The sequence below is a fragment of the Pseudomonas sp. B392_1p genome (genome assembly GCF_052245235.1).
Classification (GTDB): Bacteria; Pseudomonadota; Gammaproteobacteria; order Pseudomonadales; family Pseudomonadaceae; genus Serpens; species Serpens gallinarum.
The window spans coordinates 42,800-67,153 of the sequence record NZ_JBQPXM010000018.1 but is presented as its reverse complement, the minus strand read 5'-3'; the positions used below and the strand labels follow the sequence as shown (position 1 = coordinate 67,153).

18 protein-coding genes and 1 pseudogene are annotated in these 24,354 nt (G+C 63.3%); 6 read left to right on the top strand and 13 right to left on the bottom strand.

What is annotated here, in order from left to right:
- Positions 1-277: 277 nt before the first annotated feature.
- From selO to ACTV8E_RS19815, 5 genes are all read right to left on the bottom strand, one after another.
- Positions 278-1,726, bottom strand: coding sequence for a protein adenylyltransferase SelO (selO, locus tag ACTV8E_RS19835; protein WP_443200593.1), 1,449 nt, complete (start codon positions 1,724-1,726; stop codon positions 278-280).
- A gap of 88 nt (positions 1,727-1,814) precedes the next feature.
- On the bottom strand, positions 1,815-5,099 hold the full coding sequence (mscK, locus tag ACTV8E_RS19830; protein ID WP_443200592.1) for a mechanosensitive channel MscK: 3,285 nt from the start codon (positions 5,097-5,099) through the stop codon (positions 1,815-1,817).
- Positions 5,100-5,189: 90 nt separating this feature from the next.
- Complete coding sequence (locus ACTV8E_RS19825) at positions 5,190-6,911, bottom strand: potassium/proton antiporter (RefSeq protein WP_443200596.1); 1,722 nt, start codon at positions 6,909-6,911, stop codon at positions 5,190-5,192.
- Positions 6,912-7,165: 254 nt separating this feature from the next.
- A complete protein-coding gene (locus tag ACTV8E_RS19820; RefSeq protein WP_443200591.1) occupies positions 7,166-8,218 on the bottom strand; it encodes an NAD(P)H-dependent flavin oxidoreductase in 1,053 nt (350 codons plus the stop codon).
- A complete protein-coding gene (locus ACTV8E_RS19815; protein WP_251834702.1) occupies positions 8,215-9,411 on the bottom strand; it encodes a YbfB/YjiJ family MFS transporter in 1,197 nt (398 codons plus the stop codon). Before ACTV8E_RS19815 ends, ACTV8E_RS19820 begins: the two co-directional genes overlap by 4 nt.
- Positions 9,412-9,518: 107 nt before the next feature.
- On the opposite strand from ACTV8E_RS19815, the gene ACTV8E_RS19810 reads away from it, so the two are divergent.
- Positions 9,519-10,403: a LysR substrate-binding domain-containing protein gene (locus tag ACTV8E_RS19810; RefSeq protein ID WP_251834703.1), complete on the top strand. Its 885-nt coding sequence runs from the start codon at positions 9,519-9,521 to the stop codon at positions 10,401-10,403.
- A 7-nt stretch (positions 10,404-10,410) separates the two neighbouring features.
- Here the strand turns inward: ACTV8E_RS19810 and ACTV8E_RS19805 are convergent, their stop codons facing one another.
- Positions 10,411-12,396 carry a methyl-accepting chemotaxis protein gene (locus tag ACTV8E_RS19805; protein WP_443200590.1) on the bottom strand — a complete coding sequence of 662 codons (1,986 nt, stop codon included), beginning with the start codon at positions 12,394-12,396 and terminating at the stop codon, positions 10,411-10,413.
- 109 nt (positions 12,397-12,505) lie between these two features.
- On the opposite strand from ACTV8E_RS19805, the gene ACTV8E_RS19800 reads away from it, so the two are divergent.
- The 5 genes from ACTV8E_RS19800 (at position 12,506) to ACTV8E_RS19780 (ending at position 17,840) form a co-directional block, all read left to right on the top strand.
- Entirely contained in the window at positions 12,506-13,387 is an 882-nt protein-coding gene (locus ACTV8E_RS19800; RefSeq protein ID WP_443200589.1) for a 23S rRNA (adenine(2030)-N(6))-methyltransferase RlmJ, read from the top strand.
- Between the two features lie 92 nt (positions 13,388-13,479).
- Positions 13,480-14,445: a LysR family transcriptional regulator gene (locus ACTV8E_RS19795; protein ID WP_443200588.1), complete on the top strand. Its 966-nt coding sequence runs from the start codon at positions 13,480-13,482 to the stop codon at positions 14,443-14,445.
- 431 nt (positions 14,446-14,876) lie between these two features.
- Positions 14,877-15,869 (top strand): TRAP transporter substrate-binding protein DctP, encoded by a 993-nt coding sequence (gene dctP / locus ACTV8E_RS19790; protein WP_443200587.1) that lies wholly within the window; start codon positions 14,877-14,879, stop codon positions 15,867-15,869.
- A 91-nt stretch (positions 15,870-15,960) separates the two neighbouring features.
- Entirely contained in the window at positions 15,961-16,527 is a 567-nt protein-coding gene (locus tag ACTV8E_RS19785) for a TRAP transporter small permease subunit (RefSeq protein WP_443200586.1), read from the top strand.
- Positions 16,524-17,840 (top strand): TRAP transporter large permease, encoded by a 1,317-nt coding sequence (locus tag ACTV8E_RS19780; RefSeq protein ID WP_443200585.1) that lies wholly within the window; start codon positions 16,524-16,526, stop codon positions 17,838-17,840. Before ACTV8E_RS19785 ends, ACTV8E_RS19780 begins: the two co-directional genes overlap by 4 nt.
- A gap of 789 nt (positions 17,841-18,629) precedes the next feature.
- Here the strand turns inward: ACTV8E_RS19780 and ACTV8E_RS19775 are convergent.
- From ACTV8E_RS19775 to ACTV8E_RS19745, 7 genes and pseudogenes are all read right to left on the bottom strand, one after another.
- Entirely contained in the window at positions 18,630-19,472 is an 843-nt protein-coding gene (locus ACTV8E_RS19775) for a methyl-accepting chemotaxis protein (protein WP_443200595.1), read from the bottom strand.
- A 12-nt stretch (positions 19,473-19,484) separates the two neighbouring features.
- Positions 19,485-20,459 (bottom strand): annotated as a pseudogene (locus tag ACTV8E_RS19770) (methyl-accepting chemotaxis protein); the annotation flags it as partial.
- Between the two features lie 317 nt (positions 20,460-20,776).
- Positions 20,777-21,712, bottom strand: a complete 936-nt coding sequence (mdcH, locus tag ACTV8E_RS19765) for a malonate decarboxylase subunit epsilon (RefSeq protein ID WP_443200584.1) — start codon at positions 21,710-21,712, stop codon at positions 20,777-20,779.
- On the bottom strand, positions 21,709-22,329 hold the full coding sequence (locus ACTV8E_RS19760; RefSeq protein ID WP_443200583.1) for a malonate decarboxylase holo-ACP synthase: 621 nt from the start codon (positions 22,327-22,329) through the stop codon (positions 21,709-21,711). Before ACTV8E_RS19760 ends, mdcH begins: the two co-directional genes overlap by 4 nt.
- Positions 22,330-22,428: 99 nt before the next feature.
- On the bottom strand, positions 22,429-23,214 hold the full coding sequence (gene mdcE / locus ACTV8E_RS19755) for a biotin-independent malonate decarboxylase subunit gamma (RefSeq protein ID WP_443200582.1): 786 nt from the start codon (positions 23,212-23,214) through the stop codon (positions 22,429-22,431).
- On the bottom strand, positions 23,211-24,062 hold the full coding sequence (locus ACTV8E_RS19750) for a biotin-independent malonate decarboxylase subunit beta (RefSeq protein WP_443200581.1): 852 nt from the start codon (positions 24,060-24,062) through the stop codon (positions 23,211-23,213). Before ACTV8E_RS19750 ends, mdcE begins: the two co-directional genes overlap by 4 nt.
- Complete coding sequence (locus ACTV8E_RS19745; RefSeq protein WP_443200580.1) at positions 24,055-24,354, bottom strand: malonate decarboxylase subunit delta; 300 nt, start codon at positions 24,352-24,354, stop codon at positions 24,055-24,057. Before ACTV8E_RS19745 ends, ACTV8E_RS19750 begins: the two co-directional genes overlap by 8 nt.

Below are 24,354 nucleotides of genomic sequence, written 5' to 3'. Positions count from 1 at the left end.
GCTGTGCTCCTTGCGGGTGGAATGAATCGCTGTGTCGATTCGGAACCCGGAGCCAGGCGAATTCAGTGCCAGATCTAAATTTGTCTTATAAATCAATTGGGTAGATGCGAATGCTGCGGCCTATGGGCGTTCGGGATATAAAAACCGGCCCACAAGTTGCGCAAGCCCGGCGACAGGTTGCGCACGCGGCCAAGCACGCTGACTGCGTGCCGGGCGGTCTGTTTCCTTGAGCTGAAGGTGCAAAGACTTGCACACCCGCTGAGAGCCCTGACGAGTCTCAGGACGAACAGCTGATCTCCAGATGCTTGCCCCATTCTGGCGGGCGCTCGGCGTAGCGTTGCATGCCGGGCTGATCGTCGAACGGCTGGCTGAGGACGGCGTGCAGCTCGCGGACAGGGCCATAGTCACCCTGTTCAGCGGCCTCGATGGCCTGCTGGGCCAGGTAGTTGCGCAGGCTGTATTTCGGATTGACTGCATGCATGCGTGCCTGACGCTCGGCTTGGGTGCCGCCGTCGCGTTCGGCGCGGGCGCGGTAGTCGGTCGACCAGGCGTCGAAACCGGCCAGGTCGACGAAATCCTCACGCAGGCGGGCCAGTGCGGCGTCCGGCGCTCGCTCGCCGAGCTCACGGAAGAAGTTCGGGTAATCGATGGCACTGGTCTGCATCAACTGCAGCAGGCGCTGGATCAGTTCCTCGTCGCGGTCTTCGGCCTGGCGAAAACCGAGGCGGCGGCGCATGAGATCCAGATAATGAGCCTGATACAGCGGAAGAAACAGGCCAAGGCTTTCGCGCAGCGTGTCGACGGCAATGAACGGCGTCAGCGCCTGGGCCAGGGCGCTGAGGTTCCAATGGGCAATGGGCACCTGGTTTTCGAAGCTGTAGCGCCCGGTATCGTCGGAGTGGTTGCAGATGAAGTGCGCATCGAAGTCGTCGAGGAAGGCGTAGGGGCCAAAGTCGAAGGTGATGCCGAGGATCGACATGTTGTCGGTGTTCATCACTCCGTGGCAGAAGCCGTAGGCCTGCCAGCGGGCGATCAGCTCGGCGTTGCGCTCGACCACCTCGCGGAACATCGCCGAATAATCCGCGCACTGCGGAAAATGGCTGGCCAGTACATGGTCGAGCAATTGCTTGAGCGCCTCATGCTGGCGGGTGTAGTAGAAATATTCGAAGTGGCCGAAGCGCACATGACTGGGCGCCAGGCGCAGCAGCATGGCGGCGGTCTCCTGGCGCTCGCGCCACACCGGGCTGTTCGAGCCCACCACGCACAACGCGCGACTGGTGGGAATGCCGAGCGCGGTCAGGTATTCGCTGGCAAGGAATTCGCGGATCGAGCTGCGCAGCACGGCGCGGCCGTCGCCCATGCGCGAATAGGGCGTCGAGCCGGCGCCCTTGAGGTGCAAATCCCAGTGCTCGCCGGCGTCATTGACCACCTCGCCGAGCAGCAAGCCGCGTCCATCCCCCAAGCGCGGGTTGTAGACGCCGAACTGATGCCCGGAATACACCATCGCCCGCGGCTCGGCGGTGCTCCACAGCTTATGGCCGGCAAACAGCTCGGCGAACGCGGGGGTGTCTGCCTCGGCCGGGTCGAGGTCGAGCAGGGCCATGGCCGCGCTGCTGGCAATCACCAGGCGCGGCTCGGCGATGGGCTCGGGCAAAACCGCTGTGGAGAACGTATCGCCCAGACGGGCGAAGCGGTTGTCGAAGTGCAACTGATCAAGGGTTTTCATCGGGGCGAAAGCCTGAGTGCTTCAATCGGAATAAGGTCAGCATACCCTGTTGCCTGGGGCTAAGCCGTACGCTGCTCTGGTGACGCGGTCAGGGCGTTTCCGACTTGGCCGGTTCGACGGCTTGTTGCTTGCCCTCACGATTGACCATGAAAACCTCCATCTGCGGCCTGCCCACGACATTGATGCCGTTTTCAACGAACAACTGATCCACGCGCCGGTTGATTTCGTCGGTGGCCAGGCCGCGGTCGACGAGCTCCTTGACATAGAACTTCAGCTCATGGGTCAACCCACTGGTGGCGTAGGTGGTCATCTGCACCACCGGCTCGGGGTCGCGCATCACCCGCGGGTTTTGCTGCGCGGCCTGCAGGAGCAGTTCACGCACGCGGCTCAGGTCGGCGCCGCGATTGACCCCGAAGGACAGCACGATACGAGTAATGGTGTCGGTCAGGGTCCAGTTGATCAGTTGGCTGGTGACGAAGGTCTTGTTGGGCACGATCACTTCCTTGCGGTCGCCATCGATGATGTGCGTGGCGCGGATGTGGATGCGCTTCACCGTGCCGGTGACGTTGCCGATGGTGACCAGGTCGCCGATGCGGACCGGGCGTTCAAAGAGAATGATCAATCCGGAAATGAAGTTGGCGAAGATTTCCTGCATGCCGAAGCCGATACCCACCGACAGCGCGGCCACTAGCCATTGCAGCTTGTCCCAGCTCACGCCGAGGGTGGACAGGGTGGTGACAATGCCGAAACCGAGAATCGCGTAGGACAGCAGGGTGGTGGTGGCATAGGCGCTGCCCTGGGCCAGCTTCAGGCGCGAGAGGATCAACACCTCCAGTAAACCGGGCAGGTTGCGCGCCAGGATCACGGTAATGGCCACGATCAGCAGCGCGCCCAGCACGTCGAGCATGCTGATCGGCACCAGGCTGGCGGTGGCGCCGGTGCCGCTGGTGAACTGGTAAAGGGTGATGGTATCGAGGTAGGTGAATACGGTCAGCATGTCGGACCAGACCCACCAGAGCACAGCAACCAGGCCGGCGAGCAAGCCCAGACGGATCAGGCGCAGGGACTGCTCGTTGACGTCCTCGATGGCCAGCTCGGGCTCCTCCACCGCGACGGTGGCGCCGTCGGGGGTTTCCTGCTGGGCGGCGTCGCGCTTGGCCTGCAGCCGTTGCCAGGCCAGGCGCCGGGCGGCGAGGCTCAGGCCGCGCACCAGCATGGCTTCCAGCAAAATCCAGATCAGCAGGGCGTACAGGGTATCGATCAGGCGCCCGCTGAGCTTCAGCGTGGTGTAGTAGTAGCCGGCGAACAAGGCCACCATCATACCCAGCGGCAACAGGGTGAGCAGTGCGCCGATAAGCTTGCGAAACGGTGAGGCCTGGTCGCTGTGCGGGCCGCTGAACATCAGGCGGCCAAGCAGCCAGGCCAGTACCCCGAAGCTGCAGAGCAACAAGAGCACACCGAGCACATCTTCAGTGAGCACTGTGGGCTGGTCTTCGGCGAAAGTCACCACGCCCACCAGTACCAGCACCACCACGCCAAGCCAGCGCACATTCCGGTAGAGGAAGCTGATCTGCGCCCTGGCCCAGCCGAAATGCCGCTCGGCGACACCGCCCGGGGTAAGGATGCGGTAGGAGGTGTAGATCACCAGCCAGGCTCCGGCCATGGCGAACAGCGCCGCCCCCAGGTGGGTGTTCTGCCCGCGCGCATCGATCTGCAAGGCATAGCCGCACAGCGCCAGCAGCATGGTGCCGGGCAGCGCTTGCAGCAGATTGAACAGCAGCGCCAGCGGCGTATGCCGCTGACTGTCCCGGGGGAAGTGGCCGATGTCCTGGTGCAGCGCGTGCAACTTGCGCCGAAACAGTGAGCGTTTGAAGAACAGCAGGGCACTGAGCAACAAGGGTAAAAACACCCAGGGACGCGCCATTAAGCCCCGGCCCAGGTCCTTGACAGTGTCCAGCCAGGGCAGCGTGGCGATCTGGGCGGCCAGGCGCTCGGGTGCGCGCGCCCACCAGGCCAGGCTCAGCGGCGGGTTGCTGGGGATCCAGAACAATTGCTCTTCCAGCGTCTTGCTGAGTTGGCTGGCGAGCGTGTTCAGCTGCGTCTGGTTGAGCTGCAGGCTGATGGCTTCGCCCAGCAAGGCATTGAGTTCACGGGCGAGACGGTCGAGCAGTTCGCTGCGACTTTTCGCCAGCTCCAGCAGGGAGGCGCGCATGCTCTCGCTGTCAGCGCCCGGCTCTTTTTCCAGCAGGGTGGCGACGAACTGCTGGGGGTTGTTCAACTGCTCGCGATTCTGGTTGAGCTCGAATTGGTACAGGCGGATATCGGCGATGTCGTCGGCCAGACGCGTATCGGTTTTCACCTGCGGCAGGCGCCGCTTCTGTTCGAGGAGAATCTGCGAGAGCAGCAGGCTGCCGCGCAGGACATCGATCTGCTCCTCAAGGGCCTGCTCACTTTGCGTCAGAGTGTCCAGGCGCTGTTTGGTGCGCAGGTTGGCTTGCGTCACTTCGTTAAGGCGGTCGGTAACGCGCAGCAGATAATCGGTGAGCTTCAGGTTGGTGGCGGTTTCCCGTGCCAGCAGGCTGCCTGGTCCGGCACTGCGGGCTTCCCGGGACACCTCCTCGCGGGTTTCCGCGGACTGCGCCAGACGGCGTTCATTGATCAGGGTCTGCAGGCCTTCCAGCTCGTTTTCCAGGCGAGTGACCTGCTCGGTGAGCAGTTCCCGGCGGCTGGTGCCCAGATCGAGCAGCGGGTTATTGCCGGCCAGCTCCTGGCGGCGCAATTCATTGCGCAGCTCAAGGGTGACCAGCTCGGCGTTGAGCAGGTCGCGCTGCTCAGGGATCAAGGTTTTACCCTCGAGCTTGTCATCCTTGAGGGCCGTCTGCAGTTGCAGGATGCGGTTCTGGTTGGCACTGATCTCGGTCTGCGCGCGTTCCGGGCGGGTTTGGGCGCTGATGATCAGGCTATTGGCGGCGGTCAGCTCTTTTTGCCAGTCGGTCAGTTGCTGGCTGCGGTCGGTGAGGATCAGCTCCAGCTCCACCATGTCGGTGTCCGCATATTGGGTGAGGGGATTCTTGGCGGGATGCAGCTGCAGCTCCTCCAAGGCCTGGCGGGCTTCATTGATCTGCTGCGGCGCCACGTCCAATTGTTGCTGGAGGGCTTCCAGGCGTTGCTGGAGCTCCTGCTGCTGGTCGAGTTGGGCCAGGGTTTGCTCGAGGGTCTGCTGCACTCGCAACTGTTCGGCTTCTGGCAGCTTACGATCCGCCAGCGCGGCCAGGCTGGCTTCGACGGCTTCCCGACTGGGCGGGTCGGCGGCCAGCAGGGCGCCGCTCAGTACAAACAGGAACGTGAGGCACAAGAAGCGAAACACAAGCATGGTTGGGATCAATCGCGAATCGGGCCCTGCCTACGTCTGCCACAGGCAGCCAGGCAAGGCCCGTCAGGAAAACACCCCCGGCGGCGTGGCTTATAGGCTCTCGGGGAATTTGAGACCGACCTTGTGAATCTTGTGCTCATCCATTTCGGCCACGGTCCAGGTCAGGCCGTTCCATTCGACCTGATCACCGACCACGGGTTCGCGACCAAATTTACGCGCAATGAACTGGCCCAGCGGCATTGTCTGCTCATGGGGCTCAACGGCGAAGCCGTACAGGGTGGCAATCGCGCCCAGTTCGGCGTCCCCCCCCAGGATGAATTCGCCAAAGATGCGCATATCCGGGCTGCGCTTGGGCGGTTGGCTGAACAATTTGCCCAGGGCGGGCAAATCCTTTTCATGGCCGATCACACAGAGGATGTCGTTGACTTGCAAGGTGGTGCTGCCGGTGGGGTGCAGCAGGTGCCGGCCGCGAAACAGCGCGGCGATGCGCGTGCCGTCCGGCATGTTCAGTGCCCGCAACGGTGCGCCGACGAACCACTTTTCCGCGCTCAGGTGATAGACGAACAATTCCCACTGGCTGGTCGGGTGAATTTCCAGGCCGGCACGGGAAATCGGCGCCGGTATGGGCGGCACTAATACCCGTGCCTTGCGCGCGGTCCAAGCCAGGCTGCTGCCCTGCAGCACCAGCGACACCAGGACAATGAAGAAGGCCACGTTGAAAAACAGCTGTGCCCGCTCCAGCCCCGCCATCAGCGGGAAGACCGCGAGGATGACCGGCACCGCGCCGCGCAGGCCGATCCAGGAGATGAACAACCGCTCGCGCAGATTGAAGCTGCGAAACGGCAGCAGGCCGAGGAACACCGAGATCGGCCGGGCAAAGAGAATCATCCACATTGAAAGCAGCAAGGCCGGCACTGCGATCGGCAGCAGCTCGCTGGGCGTCAGCAGCAGGCCCAACACCAGGAACATGCCGATCTGGCTGAGCCAGGCCAGACCGTCGAACATGTGCACAATGCCGTGGCGGTTGCGGATCGGCTGGTTGCCCAACAACAGACCGCAGACATACACGGCAAGAATGCCGCTGCCGCCGATGGCGCCGGCGATGGCATAAATCATGATGCCGCCACTGACTGCCAGCAGCGGGTAAAGGCCATTGGCGACGTTCAGGTGGTTGATCAGCTGCAACAGTAGCCAGCCACCGGCCAGGCCAAGGAAGATCCCCAGGCCGAACTGTTGGATCAGGCTGCCCAGGAAGCTCAGGCCGAAATTGCTTTCACCACTGGCGATCATGGCGATCAGCGACACGGTAAGGAACATCGCCATCGGATCATTGCTGCCTGACTCGATCTCAAGGGTAGGCCCCACCCGCTCGTTGAGCCCCTTGCCATTGAGCAGGTTGAACACCACGGCGGCGTCGGTCGAGCCGACGATGGCGCCAATCAACAGGCCTTCCAGGAGATTGAGGTTGAACAGCCAGGCAGCGGCCAGGCCGGTCAGGCCGGCCGTGATCATAACTCCGACAGTGGCCAGCGACAGCGCCGGCCACAGGGCCACACGGAAGGTGGCGGCCCGGGTGCGCATGCCGCCGTCGAGCAGAATTACCGCCAGCGCGAGGTTGCTGACCAGATAGGCAATGGAATAGTCATTGAAAACGATGCCACCAATACCATCCACGCCCGCCAGCATGCCGACGCCGAGAAACAGCACCAGCACCGGAATGCCAATGCGCGTGGAAAAGGCGCTGACCAGAATACTGATGGCGACTAGAAAGGCACCAATGAAAAAGAGGCTGTTGATAGTGCTGGCATCCAGCATGGACACTCCAGATACGTGAAGGCAAAGATTCGACACGCGCAGACAACAGTGTGCTGGCGGAATGAGCGGGCTTGAGCGGTTACGCTGGTGGGCCAGCGAGGTGATGACTTTACCTTGGCAGAGGTGCTTCGTCAGCCTCTATGAACGCATTGCACGTTCGTTTAGGCCGGCCTGGCGCAGCGCGGTCGCCTGTCGCTCCAGGGTTTAGCATGCGCGGAGGAGGCGACGAACCACCCCGCCGCCGTTCAAATTCAGGCACGTATTACTTTGAGGCCCTCAGCCAGGCGACGGGTAATTTCAGCTGCGGGTAATGCCTGGCATGCGCTGGCGTTTTGTCCGGACCAGAGAGGTGAGCAGTCGCTGACGCCGCGCTTTTCCGCCGCGGCGCGCAGTGGGCCGATGGCGTTGCCGGCCAGCGGAAAGAGGGGAATGCCCTGCGGCCTTGCACCCAGCGTGCGGATCAGGCGGTTGACGATTCCGCGCGCCGGTCGGCCGCTGAACAGCGTGGTCAATACCGTATGGCGCGCGGCTTCGCTCTGCAGTGCGGCGCGGTGCAAGGCGCTGATGATGGTTTCGGGACATAGTAGGTAGGCGGTGCCCACTTGTACGCCGCTGGCCCCCAGAACCATGGCCGCCGCCACGCCACGGGCATCGGCAATGCCGCCGGAGGCGATCACCGGTACCTGCAGGGCATCTACCAGTTGTGGCACCAGGGCGAAGGTGCCGAGCTGGGTGGACAGGTCTTCACTGAGAAACATGCCCCGATGGCCTCCCGCTTCCAGGCCCTGGGCAATCACTGCGTCCACGCCGTGTTCCTGCAGCCAGAGGCCTTCTTCAAGGGTGGTGGCGCTGGACAGAATTTTCGCGCCGGTGGCCTTTACCCGCTGCAGCAACTCGGGCTCCGGCAGGCCGAAGTGGAAACTGACCACTGCCGGGCGATGGGCTTCCAGCACCTCGGCCATGGCCGCGCTGAACGGTTGGCGTCCGGGACCGCTGGGGATGCTGGCGGGGTCGACCTCGAACTCGGCCAGGAACGGCGCCAGTAATGCGTGCCAGGCCTGCTCCCGCACGGAGTCGACAGCGGGGGTTTGGTGAGCGAAGAAGTTGACGTTGAAGGGCCGGTCGGTCAGGGATCTGAGCTCGCGAAGCTGGGTATCCAGTGCTTCGGCGCTGAGCATCGCGGCGGGCAGCGAGCCCAGGCCGCCGGCATTGCACACGGCAGCGGCGAGGGTGTGGTGCTGAGCACCGGCCATCGGGGCCTGGATAATTGGCAGCTCGGTGCCGAGCAACGAAGTCAGGGTCATGAGGAAGCTCCGGCGGGAGAAGAATGACTAGCAGAGCTGGGCAGGGTACAGGTCCAGGCCAACGCCCAGATGAGGGCGCCAACACCCAGCGCGAAACTTTGCGTCAGCGTGCCCCCGGCGCCGATCCAGAGACCGGCCAGCCACGGGCCCAGCAACTGGGCGCCGCCATACAGGGCGATCAGCGCCGCGGACAGCTTTGGGCCCTGGTGCGGTTGCAGGCTGCGCGCCAGGCGTTGGGTAAGAAACACCGTGCCGATAAAGGTGCCACCCACTAGCGCCGCACACAACAGCACGCCAGTGGCGCCCGGCCAGAGCAACGGTGCGGCGCAGCCCACGGTTTGCAACAGATAATTGGCCAGTAGCGCATGACGGTCGCCGATACGGGCACCGAGGCTGTTCCACAGCGGGACGGCGACCACGCACGCCAATGCCGTCCAGCGCCACGCGCCACTGATCAGCGAATGGTCGGCCGGGAGATGTTCCTGGGCCAGCGTCGGCAAAAACGTCATGGGCAGAATGTAGCCCAGCCCCGCACCGGCATAAGCGAGAAACAGCGGTGTGCTGGCGCGGTCGAACAGCGGGCTGGTCGTCGCGCTGGCACTTATCTGGCGCGGCGCGAGGTGCAGACGACCAAGCAACCAGGCACTGAGCAGGGCCAGCGGCAGGGCCAGCGCCGCCATCGGCCACCAGCGCGCCGCGCCGTGCAGCAGCGTGGCCGGCAATTCGGCCAGCCAGCCGGCCAGCAGTAGACCGATGGCAAATCCCAGGTAAACCAGGCCGCTGAGGTGGGCGCGCTGACGCTGGGCCAGCCATTCCAGCACCAGCGCCGGGGCGAGCACGAATACCAGGCCGTTGCTCACGCCATTGAGCAGGCGTAGCGCCGCCAGGCTCGGGTAGTGCTCGCTCAGGCCCTGCAGCAGGGTGAGCAGGGCGTTGCCGAGCAGCGCCGTCGGCAAGGCCACACGCATCCGCGCCGGTGTCGCCATGGCCACAGCCAGCAGGGCACCGAGCAGATAGCCTATGTAGTTCCAGGTGGCCAATTGCGCGCCTTGTTGCAGGCTGAACAAACCGTCGCCCAAAAAAAGTGGCAGCAGCGGGGTATAGGCAAAGCGCCCGAGGGAATGCACCACCACCAGCGCGGCGCTGCCGGCCAGTAGGGCAATGAAAATCTGGCGGGACGGGATCGAAGGCATGGCTGAACTCGTCAAGGGAGGCTGCCAACCTTAGCGGTTGCCGGTGCAAGACTGCCAGTGATAAATATTGCGCTTGTTGTTCACTTTTAATGAATGTCGAGGTGGCAGTGTCATCCTGGGAACGTCTCAATCCGCAGCTGCTGCGGCATTTTCTGGCCATTCATCGCGCGGGCTCGTTGAGCGGTGCGGCCCAGCACCTGCATTGCGTACCGTCCAACGTCTCGGCGCGTCTGCGTCAGCTGGAAGAGCAATTGGGCGCCGGCTTGTTCCAGCGCCAGGCCCGGCAGCTACTGCTAACGCCTGCCGGTAAACGTCTGCTGCCCCATGCCGAGTCGCTCGAGCGCCTGTGTCAACTGGCCTGGAGCAGCGTGCGGGACGATGTGTGGAGTGGCGAGTTGCGCCTCGGCTCAATGGAAACCACGGCAGCGGTGCGTCTTCCCGAAGTGTTGGCGGCCTTCCACCGCGATGCGCCTCGGGTCGATTTAAGTCTGGTAACCGGTCCCAGCCGCCATTTGCTCGAAGAAGTGCTGGCCGGCCGCTTGGAGGCTGCGCTGATCGGTGGCCCATACAGTCATCCGCAGCTGGACAGCGAGGTGTTATGGCGTGAGGAGCTGGTGCTGGTGATGCCGGCGCAGGCGAACCTGCACAACCTGCTGCAAACACCGGTCACCTTGCTCGGCTTTCCCCACGGCTGCCATTATCGCGAGCGATTGGAGCGCTGGAGCGAGCAGCAGGCCTTGCTGATCGCGGCTCGGCAAAGTTACGGTTCGATCGAGGCAATACTCGGCGGCATCGCTGCCGGCATGGGCATCGGTCTTTTGCCCCGCAGTCTGCTGCAAGCTCACCCACGAGGCCCTCTGGTGGCCTGGCAGTCCATCGCCCCTGAGCTGGCTGTGGCGCCCACGCTGCTGGTGCGGCGCCGCGATGCACCGGCGCACCCGGCACTGGAGCGGCTGATCGAATTGCTGCGCGCGCCGGCAGCCCCGGCCTGAGTATTGTTCAGCGGGGGTCGGGTGGGCTGAACTGGCTGGCCAGCGACCCCAGGTGTTGCATCTGGTCGCCGATATCGGTCGCCGACCTCCGGACCTGCTTGGCAGCACAGACGTTTTCCTTGTCGAGGTGCATGAGGGTGTCAATAGTGAGGTACATGGTGTTGGTCACAGTCAAAGGCTCTACAGCGACTGCGGCAATCTGCTGGCTGAGCTGACTGAACGTGCCGGTTTCCGCCGCGATGCGCTCGAAAGAGGTGCGGGCGGTGCGGATGTGTTCAAGGTGGATGTCGGTAGCGTGCTGGTTCGTGGCAATGGCCCTGGCCAGTTGCAATACATGCTGCTGCATTCGCGAGATTAGGCTGCGCATGCCCTCGGCACGGGCAGTGGAAGAGTCTGGGCCCTGTACACTCGCCTCCGTTACACACCCACTCTCGACCATGGCTTCCAGCAGACGGCCAATTTCGCGGCAATCGGCTTGCAGGTGATAAACCGCCTCGGCCGCCCGGTCAGATTCCAAATTCAGCGACTCGATACCCGCGAGCGTCTGGTCTACGCGCTGTATGCCCTCTAGCGCATCACGCTCGGTGCGTTTGGCAGCAGCGGCGGTCTCGAGGGTATGGCCGAATAATTCCCTTTCCAGTGCGTCAATCTGGGTCAGTGCGGTTGCCAGCTGAATGAGCGAAGCGTGCTGCTGGTCGATGCGCTGTTCGATTTGCGTCGACTCCGCACCGATCCGTTCGGACGCGTTGCCGATCTCCACCGTGGCATCGTGGGCGGCTTGAATGAGGACGACGAGACGGTCGTGCAGCGCGTTGTAGGCACGGCCCAGGGTTGCCAGTTCATCGCACCCGGTGGCGTCGAGTCTCAGGAAAAGATCATTGCTGCGCTCTGCGGACTGAATGCGCACCGCTGCCTGGTGCAGGCGCAGGCAGATGCGCTTGACCAACAAAACCAGGGCGGCGCTGATGAGCAGTATGCCGATCAGCATGGCAATGGAAAGCTGATAATTGAGTTGCGCCGAACGGCTCGCGGCGGCGGAATCCTCAGCGGCGCTGGCATTGATCACCTCGCCGAAAGCTTGCAGGCTGTCGATCCCGCGGGTTGCGGCCTGCAGCCATTGGCGCTCGGTGAGCGGATAATTGCCCTGCGCGGTAGCGGCATAAACGTTGGCGCGAACTGCACCAAAACGCAGCACGAACTCCCGTTGCAGGTGCTCCCAGGCCTCATCCACTCCGGCTGTCTGGGTCATCTGCAATACCGGCAGACCCGCCTCGCGCAGGTAGGTCAGTTGCCTGTCGACGATGCCGCGGTATTCCATCAGCTCTCTGGCTCTCAACGCCGACAGGGGAGTGCGCTCGGCAAGGGCAATGGCCAGCAAGGCGCGTTCGCGGTCGGCATATTCGGATGCAAGCCAGATGGCCTGCTTGAGGTCGATATTTTTGTATGCGGCGCTTTCCAGCGCTGTGGTGGGTAAAAACGCCAGTCTGCGCAAGACGGTTATTCGCTCGATCAAGGTATTGAGCGACCGCAGCCAGTAGACCGACTGGATATCGGCAAGAGCCTGGCTGCTGCGATCGACCCGCTGGCGGGCAAGCTGGACACGCTCCCACGCGGATTGCACCGATAAAAGATGGGTCCGTACAGGCTCGGCCATTTGGTTGACAGCAATCAACTGTTCGCCTTGAGCAAGCGCGAGCTCCAAAAGCTCGTCGCCCAGACGGCGGGTGGTGTGGATGTGCTCCACCATCTCGGCGTCGCTTGATCCAATAGCCAGCAGGCTGAGATGAGTCGCAGTCATCCCGCGCTCTTGGGCGTACTCGGCAGCGGCCTCGATGAGCAGGTCGCTCATTCGGTTGGCTTGGCTATAGGCCTGTGCGGTGCGGATATTCGGCTGGTAGACAAACACCAAGTGCCAGAGCATCACACCCAGCAACAGGGCGGCGAGGGTGATGACCAGAGCGGTCAAGGTCACCCGCAGCGGCCACTGCCTCATTAACGACACCATGCAACAAACTCCCTTTTCTGTAATCGCCAACGCATGGCAGGAGGCTGGGCGCACAGGTGTGGCCTGTTAGACTACGGCATCGCAGGAGCCTTCCCACATGAATTACCGTCACGCCTACCATGCTGGCAACCATGCCGACGTCTTCAAACATCTCACCCTGGCGCGCTTGATCGCCTTGCTGGCGCGCAAGCCCGCGCCTTTTGCCTACCTGGACACTCACGCCGGGGTGGGCCTTTACGACCTGGGTGGCGACCAGGCCAGCCGTACCGGTGAATATCTAGAAGGTATCGGCCGTGTTTGGTCGAACGAGAGGGCGCCGGCGCTGCTGGACGATTACCTGGGTGTGATTCGCGCCATGAACCCGGACGGCGAGCTGCGCCACTACCCCGGTTCACCGGAACTGGCGCGTGTACTGACACGCGAACAGGACCGCCTGCACCTCAACGAAAAGCATCCTGAAGACGGTGAGCTGCTCAAGGACAACATGCGCGGCGACCGGCGCGTGGCCGTGCACCGTGGTGAAGGCTGGCTGGTGCCACGCGCCCTGCTGCCCACTCAGGAAAAACGCGTACTGCTGTTGATCGACCCGCCGTTCGAACAGCCCGACGAGCTGGAGCGCTGCGTGCAGGCCCTCGACGAAGCCCACGGGCGTATGCGCCAGGCCATCGTGGTGATCTGGTATCCGATCAAGGATGAACGCCAGCTCAAGCGCTTCTATCAAAAGCTCAGCAAAAGCAGCGCCCCAAAACTGCTGCGCGCCGAGCTGTACGTGCACAACCCGGACGATGCCACGCGCCTGAACGGCTCCGGCCTGGCCATCAGCAACCCGCCGTGGGGCCTGGAAGACGAGCTGCGCGAACTGCTGCCCTGGCTGGCCCAGACCCTTGCGCAAAGCCACGGCGGCTGGAAGCTGGACTGGCTGGTTGAAGAGGGTGCGGTCAACGCCAAGCCGGCGGTGAAAGACAAGAAGGTGCGCTGAGCCGTGAGGGTGGGCCAGGCTTCATCAATCCGCCATGTTCAGGCTTTACGCGACAATCGCACATCCTATGTGCCGTTAACCGAGCGAGCGTCATGCAGATCGACGAAGAACTAACCCTTAAGAAACTAGAGGTATTTCTGGCCTTTATGCGCAGTGGCACCCTGAGCAAAGCGGCTGCCGAGCTGAAGACCAGCAATGTCAGTGTGCATCGAGCCATTCATTCACTGGAAAGCGCTCTGCGTTGCCCGCTGTTCAAGCACGAGGGGCGCAACCTGGTTCCTCTGGATAGTGCATACGTGCTGGAGGAGCGGGCCTTGCACATAGTCAAGGACGTGCTCGAGACGGTGCGCCATACCCGTGAGGCGGCTGGTTTCTCGGCAGAGCGCTTCAAGCTCGGCGCGCTCTACTCGCTGACCATTAAGACTGTGCCGCAGCTGATCATGGGGCTGAAACTGCGCCGCAGCGAACTCAATATCGACCTGATCCTCGGCTCCAACGTCGACTTGCTCTACAAACTGAAGAACATGGAGCTGGACGCGATCCTGGTCTCACTCAATGAGAGCGTCATCGATCAGGGCTGCGAGCAGGTGTCGCTGTTCTCCGATGACATTTTCCTCGCCGTTCCGGCTGAGTCACCTTTTGCCCAGCAGGACGATGTCGATCTCAGCGACCTGCGCGATGCCACCTTTATCACCCTGACGCAGGGTTTCGCCACCCATCAGGACGGCAACCGTGTGTTCGAGCTGGCAGGCTTCGAGCCCAAGGTGGCGATGCAGGTGAACGATATCTTCACCTTGCTGAGCATGGTCAATTCCGGCGTTGGCTACGCCCTTCTGCCAAGTCGGGTAGCAATGGTCTACGAATCGGGGGTCAAGCTCATTCCGTTGCAGGCGCGATATCACCTGCAGCAGCACATCGGCGTAGTGTTCCTCAAGGCCAAGGAGCGCGACCCCAACCTGCTCGCGCTCCTCGCGGAATGCCGCATGTATGCGCGCCGTGTGCTGGAGCGGAGCGGGTCCCCGGGCAGTAAGGTGGAAACGGCGACGCCTTTTCCCTAGCACCGGTCGTGTTCTAGCGACTGCACGACCCCAGGTCAGCCGCAGGGGCTCAGCGTTCACATTGATCGCCGTCCTGGCCTGAGCGCTACTGGTATTGCACCTTCGGTGCTGCGGTCCGCTGCAATCTCTTCCCCACCCCGGTTCGCCTCGTACCGTCAACGGCGACTCTTCGTGTATGGTCTGGCGCTGTACCAGAAACGCGGCTGCGCCCCCGGTTCAGCTAGCACCCATCCGAAGAAGCAAGGATGGGCTCATTGCAATCATTACTCTTGCCGTAACGATGGGGTGTGGCTCGTTATTGATCCGCCTTACTGCACGCGCTAGGTTGAAGTCCTTGGCTCGGGCATGTCCCGCGACAACGACAAGAAATTCTGTGCCGTTATAAAAATAATTATGAGCCGCAGCGCGGTTCTGCCAGGAGAAAAATGCCAATGAAAGCCCTATTCCGTACCTCGGTTGCGGCTGCAATGCTGGCTGCCAGCATTCCGAGTTTCGCTGAGACCGTCTTGCGCGCCTCCCACCAGTTTCCCGGCAATCAGGGCGACCCGCGTGACGAGATGGTGCAGATCATTGCCCGTGAAGTCGCCGCCGCCGATGTCGGCCTGAAGATCCAGATCTTCCCCGCCTCCTCGCTGTACAAGGCCAACGAGCAATGGGGCGCGATGACCCGCGGCCAACTCGACATGACCGCCCTGCCACTGGACTACGCCTCCGGCCGCGTGCCGCAATTCTCCGCCACGTTGATGCCCGGTCTGGTGCGCAACTACGAGCACGCCCAGCGTCTGAATCAGTCCGATTTCATGAAGGAGATCCATGCCCTGGCGGAAAAGAACGGCGCCATCGTTCTCGCCAATGCTTGGCTTGCCGGCGGGTTCGCTTCGAAAGAACACTGCATCACCGCGCCGGAAACCATCAAGGGTCAGGTGATTCGCGCCGCCGGCCCGGCCTTTGAAAACATGCTCGCCGCCGCCGGTGCTTCGATTTCGTCGATGCCGTCGTCGGAGATCTATACAGGCATGCAGACCGGCGTGCTGGACGCCGCCAACACCTCCAATGACAGCTTCGTCTCGTACCGTCTGTATGAGCAGGTGAAATGCCTGACCGCACCCGGCGAACATGCCATCTGGTTCATGTACGAGCCGGTGTTGATCTCCAAGCGCACCTTCGAGCGCCTCACGCCTGAGCAAAAGGAAGTTATGCTGGCCGCTGCAGCCAAAGCCGAGGCCTACTTCGCTCAGGAAGGCCCGAAGGGCGAACAGCGCATGAACGAAACCTTCACCAAAGCCGGCGTGAAAGTGGTCAGCCTGAGCAAGGAAGAGCACGACGCCTGGATGGAAGTCGCCCGCGAATCCTCCTACAAATATTTCGCTGAAAAGGTGAAAGGTGGCAAGGACCTGCTGGACAAGGCTCTAGCCGTTCAGTGATGCCCAGCCATGGCCGCTGCTTGCAGCGGCCATCTGAACGTGCCGATCCGCAGCGCAATGCCGGCGGAGCCGAACCCTTCTAGGAGTACCCATGTCCAGACGCTTAATCCTTGCCGTCGAGGCATTATCGAAGACGGGCGGGGCCGCGGCTGCGCTGCTGCTGATCGCCGCCATGACTGTCATGTGCCAGATGATCCTCATGCGCTACCTGTTCCGGTCTCCGACCATCTGGCAGACCGAATTCGTGGTGTTCACCGCCACCGCGGCGATCTTCATCGGTGCGCCCTATGTGCTGATGAAGAAGGGCCACGTGGGGGTCGATGTGCTCGAGCTGATACTCTCATCCGCCAACCGCCGCCGCTTGCAATGCGTTGGCTCCGTGCTGGGTCTGGCGTTTTGCGGCCTGATGGCCGTAGCCAGCGCCATCTACGTGTTTGAGGCCTGGGAAGGCGGTTGGACCACCCCGACCATCGCCGCCATTCCGCTGTGGATTCCCGCCACACCCATGCTCGTCGGGTTCATCCTGCTCTGCCTGCAGTACCTGGTCGAGATCGTGAAACTGTTGAATCCGCAGCTACTCGAGGAGCAGGCGCCAACGCCCTCCGAGCAAGCCGCTCCGGTAACCGGCCACCACCAGCCCTTGGGAGATGCGAAATGACCACCTCGATGTCTGGGATGATTCTGATCGCTACGCTGTTCCTGTTCCTCGCCACCGGCATGCCGATCGCCTTTGCTCTTGGCCTGGCGGCTATGGGCGGGCTGTTCATGGCGATGGGCTTCGAAGTCATCGGCATCGTCGCTGAGACGATGTTTGCCGGCATCGGCAACCTGGCCTTCGTCTCGATCCCGATGTTCGTTCTAATGGGCGCCATCGTCGCCGGAAGCCCGGCTGGGGCCGACTTATACCGAGCCCTTGATCGCTGGCTATACAAGGTCCCCGGCGGCCTGGTGCTGTCCAATATCGGCGCCTGCGCCGTTTTTTCCGGGATGACCGGCTCCAGCCCGGCGACATGCGCGGCCATCGGCAAGTTGGGCATCCCGGAAATGATGAACCGCGGCTATCCGGCTTCAGTGGCCACCGGTTCGATCGCCGCCGGCGGCACCCTGGGCATCCTGCTGCCGCCGTCGGTGACCATGATCGTCTACGGCATCGCCACGGAAACGTCCATCGGCCGTCTGTTTCTCGCCGGCGTGATCCCGGGTCTGATGCTGACCGCCATGTTCATGGCCTGGGCGCTGATCGACGCACGCCGCAAGGGCTTCCGCTTCGACACCAGCGGATTGGCCTACACCCTGCGCGACAAGCTGGCCGTGCTGCCGCGAGTACTGCCGCTGATGCTGATCATCGTGGCAGTACTCTACGTGCTCTACGGCGGCGTGGCGACGCCTTCGGAAGCGGCCGGTGCCGGCGCCATGCTGACCCTGATTGTGGTGATGGTGGTGTACCGGCTGTACAAGCTGCGCTCCTTCAGTGGCATCTTCGGTTCCGGTATGCGCGAAAGCGTCATGATCATGATGATCCTGGCCTCGGCCGAGCTGTTCGCCTTCGCGCTGTCTTCGCTGTACATCACCCAATCGGTGGCCGAAGTGATCGCCGCGCTGGAAGTTAACCGCTGGGTGCTGATGGGAGTGATCAACGTGTTCCTGCTGGTGGCCGGCCTGTTCCTGCCGCCAGTCGCGGTGATCGTGATGTCCGCACCGCTGCTGTACCCCATCGTGGTTCAGGCGGGTTTCGACCCCTACTGGTTCGCGGTGATCCTCACCATCAACATGGAGATCGGTCTGATCACACCGCCGGTGGGGCTGAACCTGTTCGTGATCAAAGGCATCACGCCGCAGGTCCCGACCAAGGAAATCCTCTGGGGCGCTCTGCCTTATGCATTGGTGATGGTGTTGGCCATCGTAATCATGTGCGTGTTTCCGCAGATCGCGACGTCCCTGCCGGACTATGTAATGGGCCCTGCCATCTAGGATGAGATGTAGGCGGTTGACCATGTGGCGGGCTTCCTCGGAAGCCCGCTTTTTTTTGCCTCGCGATACGCCATGAATGGCTTAAGCCACATAGCTCGCGAGACCGGGCGCTCTTGAATGGCGTCATCAGCCGATCAGGAACGGTCGCTCTCTGCGCAACAGCGCACCAGATTTCAAGGCGAGTGCTATCGAATGTAGCCACCTGGGGCAACGAACCAACCTTCAGCACGTCGAGCGGCTGGCGCATGCCACGCTCGTAAGTGCCGCAGGTGCGACCTATTCAGTTGTGAATCGGCGGGCAGGCTCAAGCAGCGAAGACGCGGCGCCTGTCCTTGGCCTCACCCACGTCGCAGCTTCGCCCTGTTCAAGCCAGGCCAAGTTCCCGTGGCGAGATGTGTGTAAATTGCACGTCGACCCGACAGCGCATATGCACATCAGGGCGCAAAGTTCGCGTGTGACCTGGCGAAAAGGCTGGAATATGCGCAGCAGCATGTCGAGAGTAGCCGGCGTGGGTTACGCGATGTCAGTGGCACGCGCTCGAACGCGGCGCTGCCGGTCACGCGGGGCGAACCTGGGCAGTTCGCTGCGAACGATTGCCAGGGCACGGCATACCGGGAAAGGGCCTGCTTCGCCGCGAGGATCGCGCTGGCGGCTCGGGCAGATTCGCCGTCTAAGCGCAGGACACGTTCATTCCGCTGCAGGCGAAGGTGTCGCCTGCAGCAGCACATCGGCGCGGTGTGTCTCAAGGCCCAGGAGCGACCCTCACGCTGAAACACCGATTGAAGCGAGTCAGACTCGAAAACGTGCAGCCAGGCCTTGCAATTCGTTGCCCAGCCTTGCCAGTTGCACCGTCGAAGCAGCGGTCTGCTCCGCTGCAGCTGCCGACTGGTCAGCTACGTCACGCACGTTGAGCACGCTACGGTTGATGTCCTCGGCCACCGAGCTCTGTTCCTCCGAGGCCGTGGCGATTTGCAAATTCATCGTTTGGATGGTGGAGATGCTGCGCGTGATCGCCTGCAGTTCTTCACCGACGTCACGGGCCAGCGACACGGTCTCGGCGGCCAGGCCACGGCTGCTGTCCATCATCGACGAAGCATTCAGTGCGCCTTGCTGCAACGTGTCGATAAGCCCTTCGATTTGCGCCGTCGATTCCTGCGTTCGCTGCGCCAGACCGCGCACCTCATCGGCCACCACGGCGAAACCGCGACCGGCTTCACCCGCCCTGGCCGCTTCGATCGCCGCATTCAGCGCCAGCAGGTTGGTCTGCTCAGCGATGCCATGGATTACGGTGAGCACGGTACTGATACCGGCGGCTTCCTTGTTGAGCTGATCCATGGCTTCGGCGGACAGGCCAACTTGCGAAGACAGGCTGTCGATCTGGGCCAGCGCCCGCTCCACCACGACATTGCCCTTGGCTGCCTGGCGCTCGGCATGCTGAGCGGCGCTCGACGCCTCATCGGCATTGCGCGCCACTTCCTGCACCGTCGCGGCCATCTCGTGCATGGCGGTGGCGACCTGATCGGTCTCCTTGCGTTGGCTCTGGATACCCGCGCTGGTCTGTTCGGTCACTGTGGAGAGCTGCTCGGCGGCCGAGGCCAGCTGGCTGGTAATGCCGGCCACCTGGGCGAGCATATCGCGCAGATTGCCGCGCGTAAGGTCCAGCGCATCGAGCAACTGCCCGAATTCGTCGCCACGCTGCTGGCGCGGCTGTTCCGTCATATCGCCCGCACCGATGCGCTCGGCGACGCGCACGGCCTGAGCCAGCGGGCTGGTAATCTGCCGCACGATCAGCCAGCTGATGATCAACCCAAGCGCCACTGCCAGCAATGTGATCCCCAACAGCAATGCTTGTCTTCCTCCTGCTTCAGCGCTGCGCTTTTCTGTCTGGGACTGCACAATTTCGTTAGTGTTGCGATAGATATTGTCGAAAATGCGCTGCATTTCCTGCCGCGCTTGCACCTGGGAGGCCACGATCGGTGGCAGCTTGGCGAATTGGCTGATGTAGGTGCCGACGGACCCATGCAAGGGCTGCAGAAGTTCCGCCGAAGCGCCAGCCAGGTGCCTGTCGAGCTTGTCGACGGCGGCCTGAAGCCTCTTGAACTGTTGCTGCAACTGCTGCAGGGATTGCTCGGTTTCGGTCATCAGGTAACCGCGTACCATGAAGCGCACCAGCCGGTTGTGCTTGGACACCTCGCCGGCGAGCAGGCCGATGGTGGCGGCTTTACGGCTGGTGTGAACAATTGGATCATCCGCAGTGCCCGCCCAGCGTTCTTCCAGTTCCGCGATCAATGCATCGGAGGTATTGCCGGCGTTCACCCAGCCGCTGCGCGTGGTCACCTTGAGCTGCCAAAGTGCGGCCAGCTCCTGGAAGTGCTGCTGGTAACGCTGTGCCTCACTGGCAATGACATCCAGCCGCTGCAGATCCTCTGGGTCGACGAAGGCGGCCTTCTGCTCCTCTACGAGCTGGACGATCCGAGCCACCGACTGGTCCACCGCCTCCACATACTGCTTGTCGCCTCGGGTTTCGAAGCTGACCTGCGCGTAGCGGATCTGATTGGCCTCATCCAGCAGAATGGCGGCATCCTGCGCCTTATCGCTGCGTGAGATCAATGCATCCATGCCGTAGATACCGATTAAAGCTACGGCCACTGTCAGCGTAAGAATGGCTGCAAAACCTAGAGCCAGTTTGTGGCTGACCTTGAGAATATTCATTGTTCGGTAATCCTGAGAAGCGCGAACGCGCCCATAGAGGCGCGCTGCGGGTTACGTTGAGTATCAGCGGAACTGCTGAGGCATCAGTCAGCAGTCCGCGCATCTTCGAACACGGGCCGAAACAGCTGCCCAATGGGGTGTTGAACGCCTCGGTAAGGCACACCTGCAGGGCACCCATTTCGGGTAGGGCGGAAGGCGGCACCGCGACCCTCCCTCCTGCTGTGCTACTCGGCTCGACCTACCTCCCGACGCAGCAAGGCGTCCAACGTATCGAGCCGGGCGCCATCGAAAGCGACCAGCGTGCCTTGCTCGATTACCCGTCGCGCCAGCCCGGTCAGGACCGAGCCCGGCGGCAGTTCGATGTGCAGGCGCACGCCACGTTCGTAAGCGGTGCGCAGCGTGGCGTGCCAATCCACGACGCGGCACATATTGAAGGCCAGGTCATCGCGCAGCCGCTCGGGGTCGGTGATGGGCCGTGCCGTGGTGCTGCTGAGATAACGCAGGCGCGGCGCACGCAGGGTAACGGGTGCGAACGCCTCGGCCAGTTGCGCGGCGGGCGTTTCCAGCAGCGCGCTGTGCGATGGCACGCTCACCGCCAGGCGCCTGGCACAAGATGCGCCCAAGGCTTTTGCATGCTGCGCGACCGCCGCCATGGCCGCATCGCTGCCGGCGATGACGATCTGGTTGTCGGCGTTGATGTTGGCCAGATGCACCGGTGTGTGCGGGCCGTGGGCCTGCGCCAGCAGGCCCTCAACCTGCCCGAGATCGAGGCCGAGAATGGCCGTCATGCCATAGCCCTGGGGATAGGCGTTCTGCATCAGTTCGCCGCGCAGCGCCACCAGGCGCAGGGCATCGGCATAGTCCAGCGCCCCGGCGGTAACCGCGGCGGCATAGGCACCGATGGAAAGCCCGGCGACATAGTCGGGGTGCAGGCCTTCACGCATCAGCAAACGCGCCCCAGCCACCCCGGCGATCAGCAGGCAGAGCTGCACGGCGCGGGTCGAGGCGAGCGCTTCAGCCGAATCCAGGGCCAGTGCGTCCTCGCCAAGCACCTCGCTGGCCTCGATCAGGGTAGCGGCGATCTCCGGCTCATCCGGCAGGCGATGCAGCATGCCGGGCTTTTGCGCCCCCTGGCCGGGAAAGGCGAACAGGCTACTCATGCCGCCATCTCCCCGGGAGCCCAGGGGTTCTCGATCAGCCGAGCACCTGTGGCGCACTTGAGCAGGATACGGGGCGAGCCGCCGGCCCACTCGCGCAGGGCGACGGCACCGGCCGGGGTTTCCAACTGCAGGTCTACGCGGCAGGGCGAAGTGTCCAGCAGCTGCTGCAGTTCGCGCGCTTCGGTGCGTGGCAGCTCGTAGGGCGTGCGCAGCAGCAGGTCGAGATCGCTCTCGACACGCGCCACGGCAACACCTGTGGCCAACTGGAAACCGACCGAACCGGTGACGCCCCAGGGGCGCTCCAGACCGTCGAACACCGGCTTGAGCACGGCAAGTGCCCTAAAGGCCGGCAAATCACCAGCGGTAACCTGCGCGACCAGCTGCTCGGGACTCATGCAACGCACTATCCGACTCACGCTCATCACCGTGGCATAACGCTGATCGCGGCGGGTGCCGCGCACGCCGACCGCAACCTGACCCGGCGCGACGAGCGCGCGGCGCACCACCACCGGCTGGCCAGCGGCCAATGCCTGCCGCGCCCAGGCCGGCGCGTCAGTGGGCAACTGCGTCGGGGTCATACCCCAGAGCAGGTCGTGGGGGCGTGGAGTGTCGTTCATCTGCAGCCTCCTCGTGATTGTTGTTGTGGAGGTGAAGCTTGGGGGCTCGCTATTGGCCCCTTCCCGCCGCTCTCCTTGACGGGAAGGGGCGAGTTTCAATCACCACTGGGCTCGGAGCATCTCCCGCACCCGCAATGACGCCTCGCGATTCGGCGCGCCGAGGCGGCCACGCAGGTCAGTGCTGGCGCCGATGTCGGCGATGGCCTGTTGCAGGCAGTCACGCACGCGGGCCAAGTCTTCACCGGCCGGCTGCTCGATGTTTTCCACTGAGAGGGTTTGCCAGAGCAGCCCGAGGGTCGCGTAGTTGTCGATGTCATAGGCCATCGGCGGCACCGACTCGGCCAACGCCTCCAGTTCCTCGACGCTGCGCAGGGTGATGCGCGCGGCGGCGGCCTTGCCCATGGCATGCACCATCACGCCCGGATCGCGCAGGGCGATGATCCGCTGGGCCTGGTAGCCATGGGCAAGGAAGGCGCCGGACATGGCCTTGCCCACCAGCAGCGCGACGACCGGGTGGCCGGCCAGACGAGCTCGGGCATAGCCGTCCACCGCGCCGGCCAGCGCCTGATGAATACCCAGGGCTTCCTCGCGCCGGCCATAGGCTTGGCTCGGCACGTCGACCACGGCAACCAGCGCGCGTTTGTCGCGCGTCTCGCGGTCGGCTTCGATCACCTCATCCACCGCCTTGCCCAGGCCCCAGCCTTCGAGCAGGCCGACTTCACCATTGCGCGCCCGCGGATATGGATTCTCGGCATCCGGCACCACGGCGATATAGCGCGCGGCACGCCCACCGAGCGAGCCGTCGATAACCTTTACCGAGGCCGGATAGCCGGCCAGGGCCTGGCCGCCGGCCAGGGCTTGCAACCAATTCAGTCCACGGCTCATTGGGCATCTCCTTGATAGAGGGCACGTACCGCCGCGGCATCGGGCTGCGTGCGAGTGTCGGCGTCAGCCAGGCGTTGCAGGAACCAGGCATGGCGGCGGCTACGCGGCTGCGCCGGCTTGCCTTGGGTGAACAGCCGATGCAGTTCATTACGGATGGCATCGGTATCGTCGGCGACGTAGCTGTCCGCCAGGCCGCTGGCATGGCGCTGCTCGCCGCCAGTCAGGCTCCAGATGAACGGCCGGTCGCTGGCGTCGTATTCCTCGATGCCGGCTTCTTGCTCGATCACTTGTGGTCCGTTCAGGCCCAGACGCGCCTCGCGAGTGACCAGGAGATAGCTGCATAGTCCGGCGGCAATCCCCATGCCGCCGAAGCAGCCGACCGAGCCGGCGACCACGCCGATCACCGGCTGGTGGTCGCGCAGTTCGACGATGGCCGCCTGGATCTCGGCGATGGCCGCCAGGCCCAGGTTGGCTTCCTGCAGGCGCACACCGCCGGTCTCCAGCAGCAGCACGGCGCGGGTGGGGATGCCGTTGCGGTTGTCCTCGGCGGCGAGTTCCAGCGCACCGGCGATCTTCGCGCCGCCGACCTCGCCCATGCTGCCGCCCTGGAAGGCGCCTTCGATGGCGGCGATCACCGCGGGTTGGCCATCGATGGTGCCCTTGGCCACCACTACGCCGTCGTCGGCCTGAGTGACGATGCCTTGCTTGCCCAGCCAGGGCGAGGTGACGCGGTCGAACGGGTCGAGCAATTCGCGGAAGCTGCCGTCATCCAGCAGTGCACGGGCACGCTGGCGAGCGCCGAGTTCGACGAAGCTGCGTGACTGCAGCAGACGTGCAATGTCAGTCATGGCCAACCTCCTCAAGCCCTTGTTCCAGACGCAGGCGTACCACGCCGGGGGTCGCACCGAAGTCGTGAATATCGATGTTCAGCGCTGGCGGCGTGTGCTCACGGAACATCCGCTCGAACAGCTGCTGCCAACGCTGCTCGGCGCCGTTGACCGAAGTGACCACCTGGATTGCCAACTTGCCGGCCTGGCCGGGCTCCAACAGCACTTCCAGATCACCCGAGCCGACCACGCCGACCAGAGCTTTGCCGCGGGCGGGTTGCCCGGCGGGAAATTCGAAAGACAGGGTTTCCAT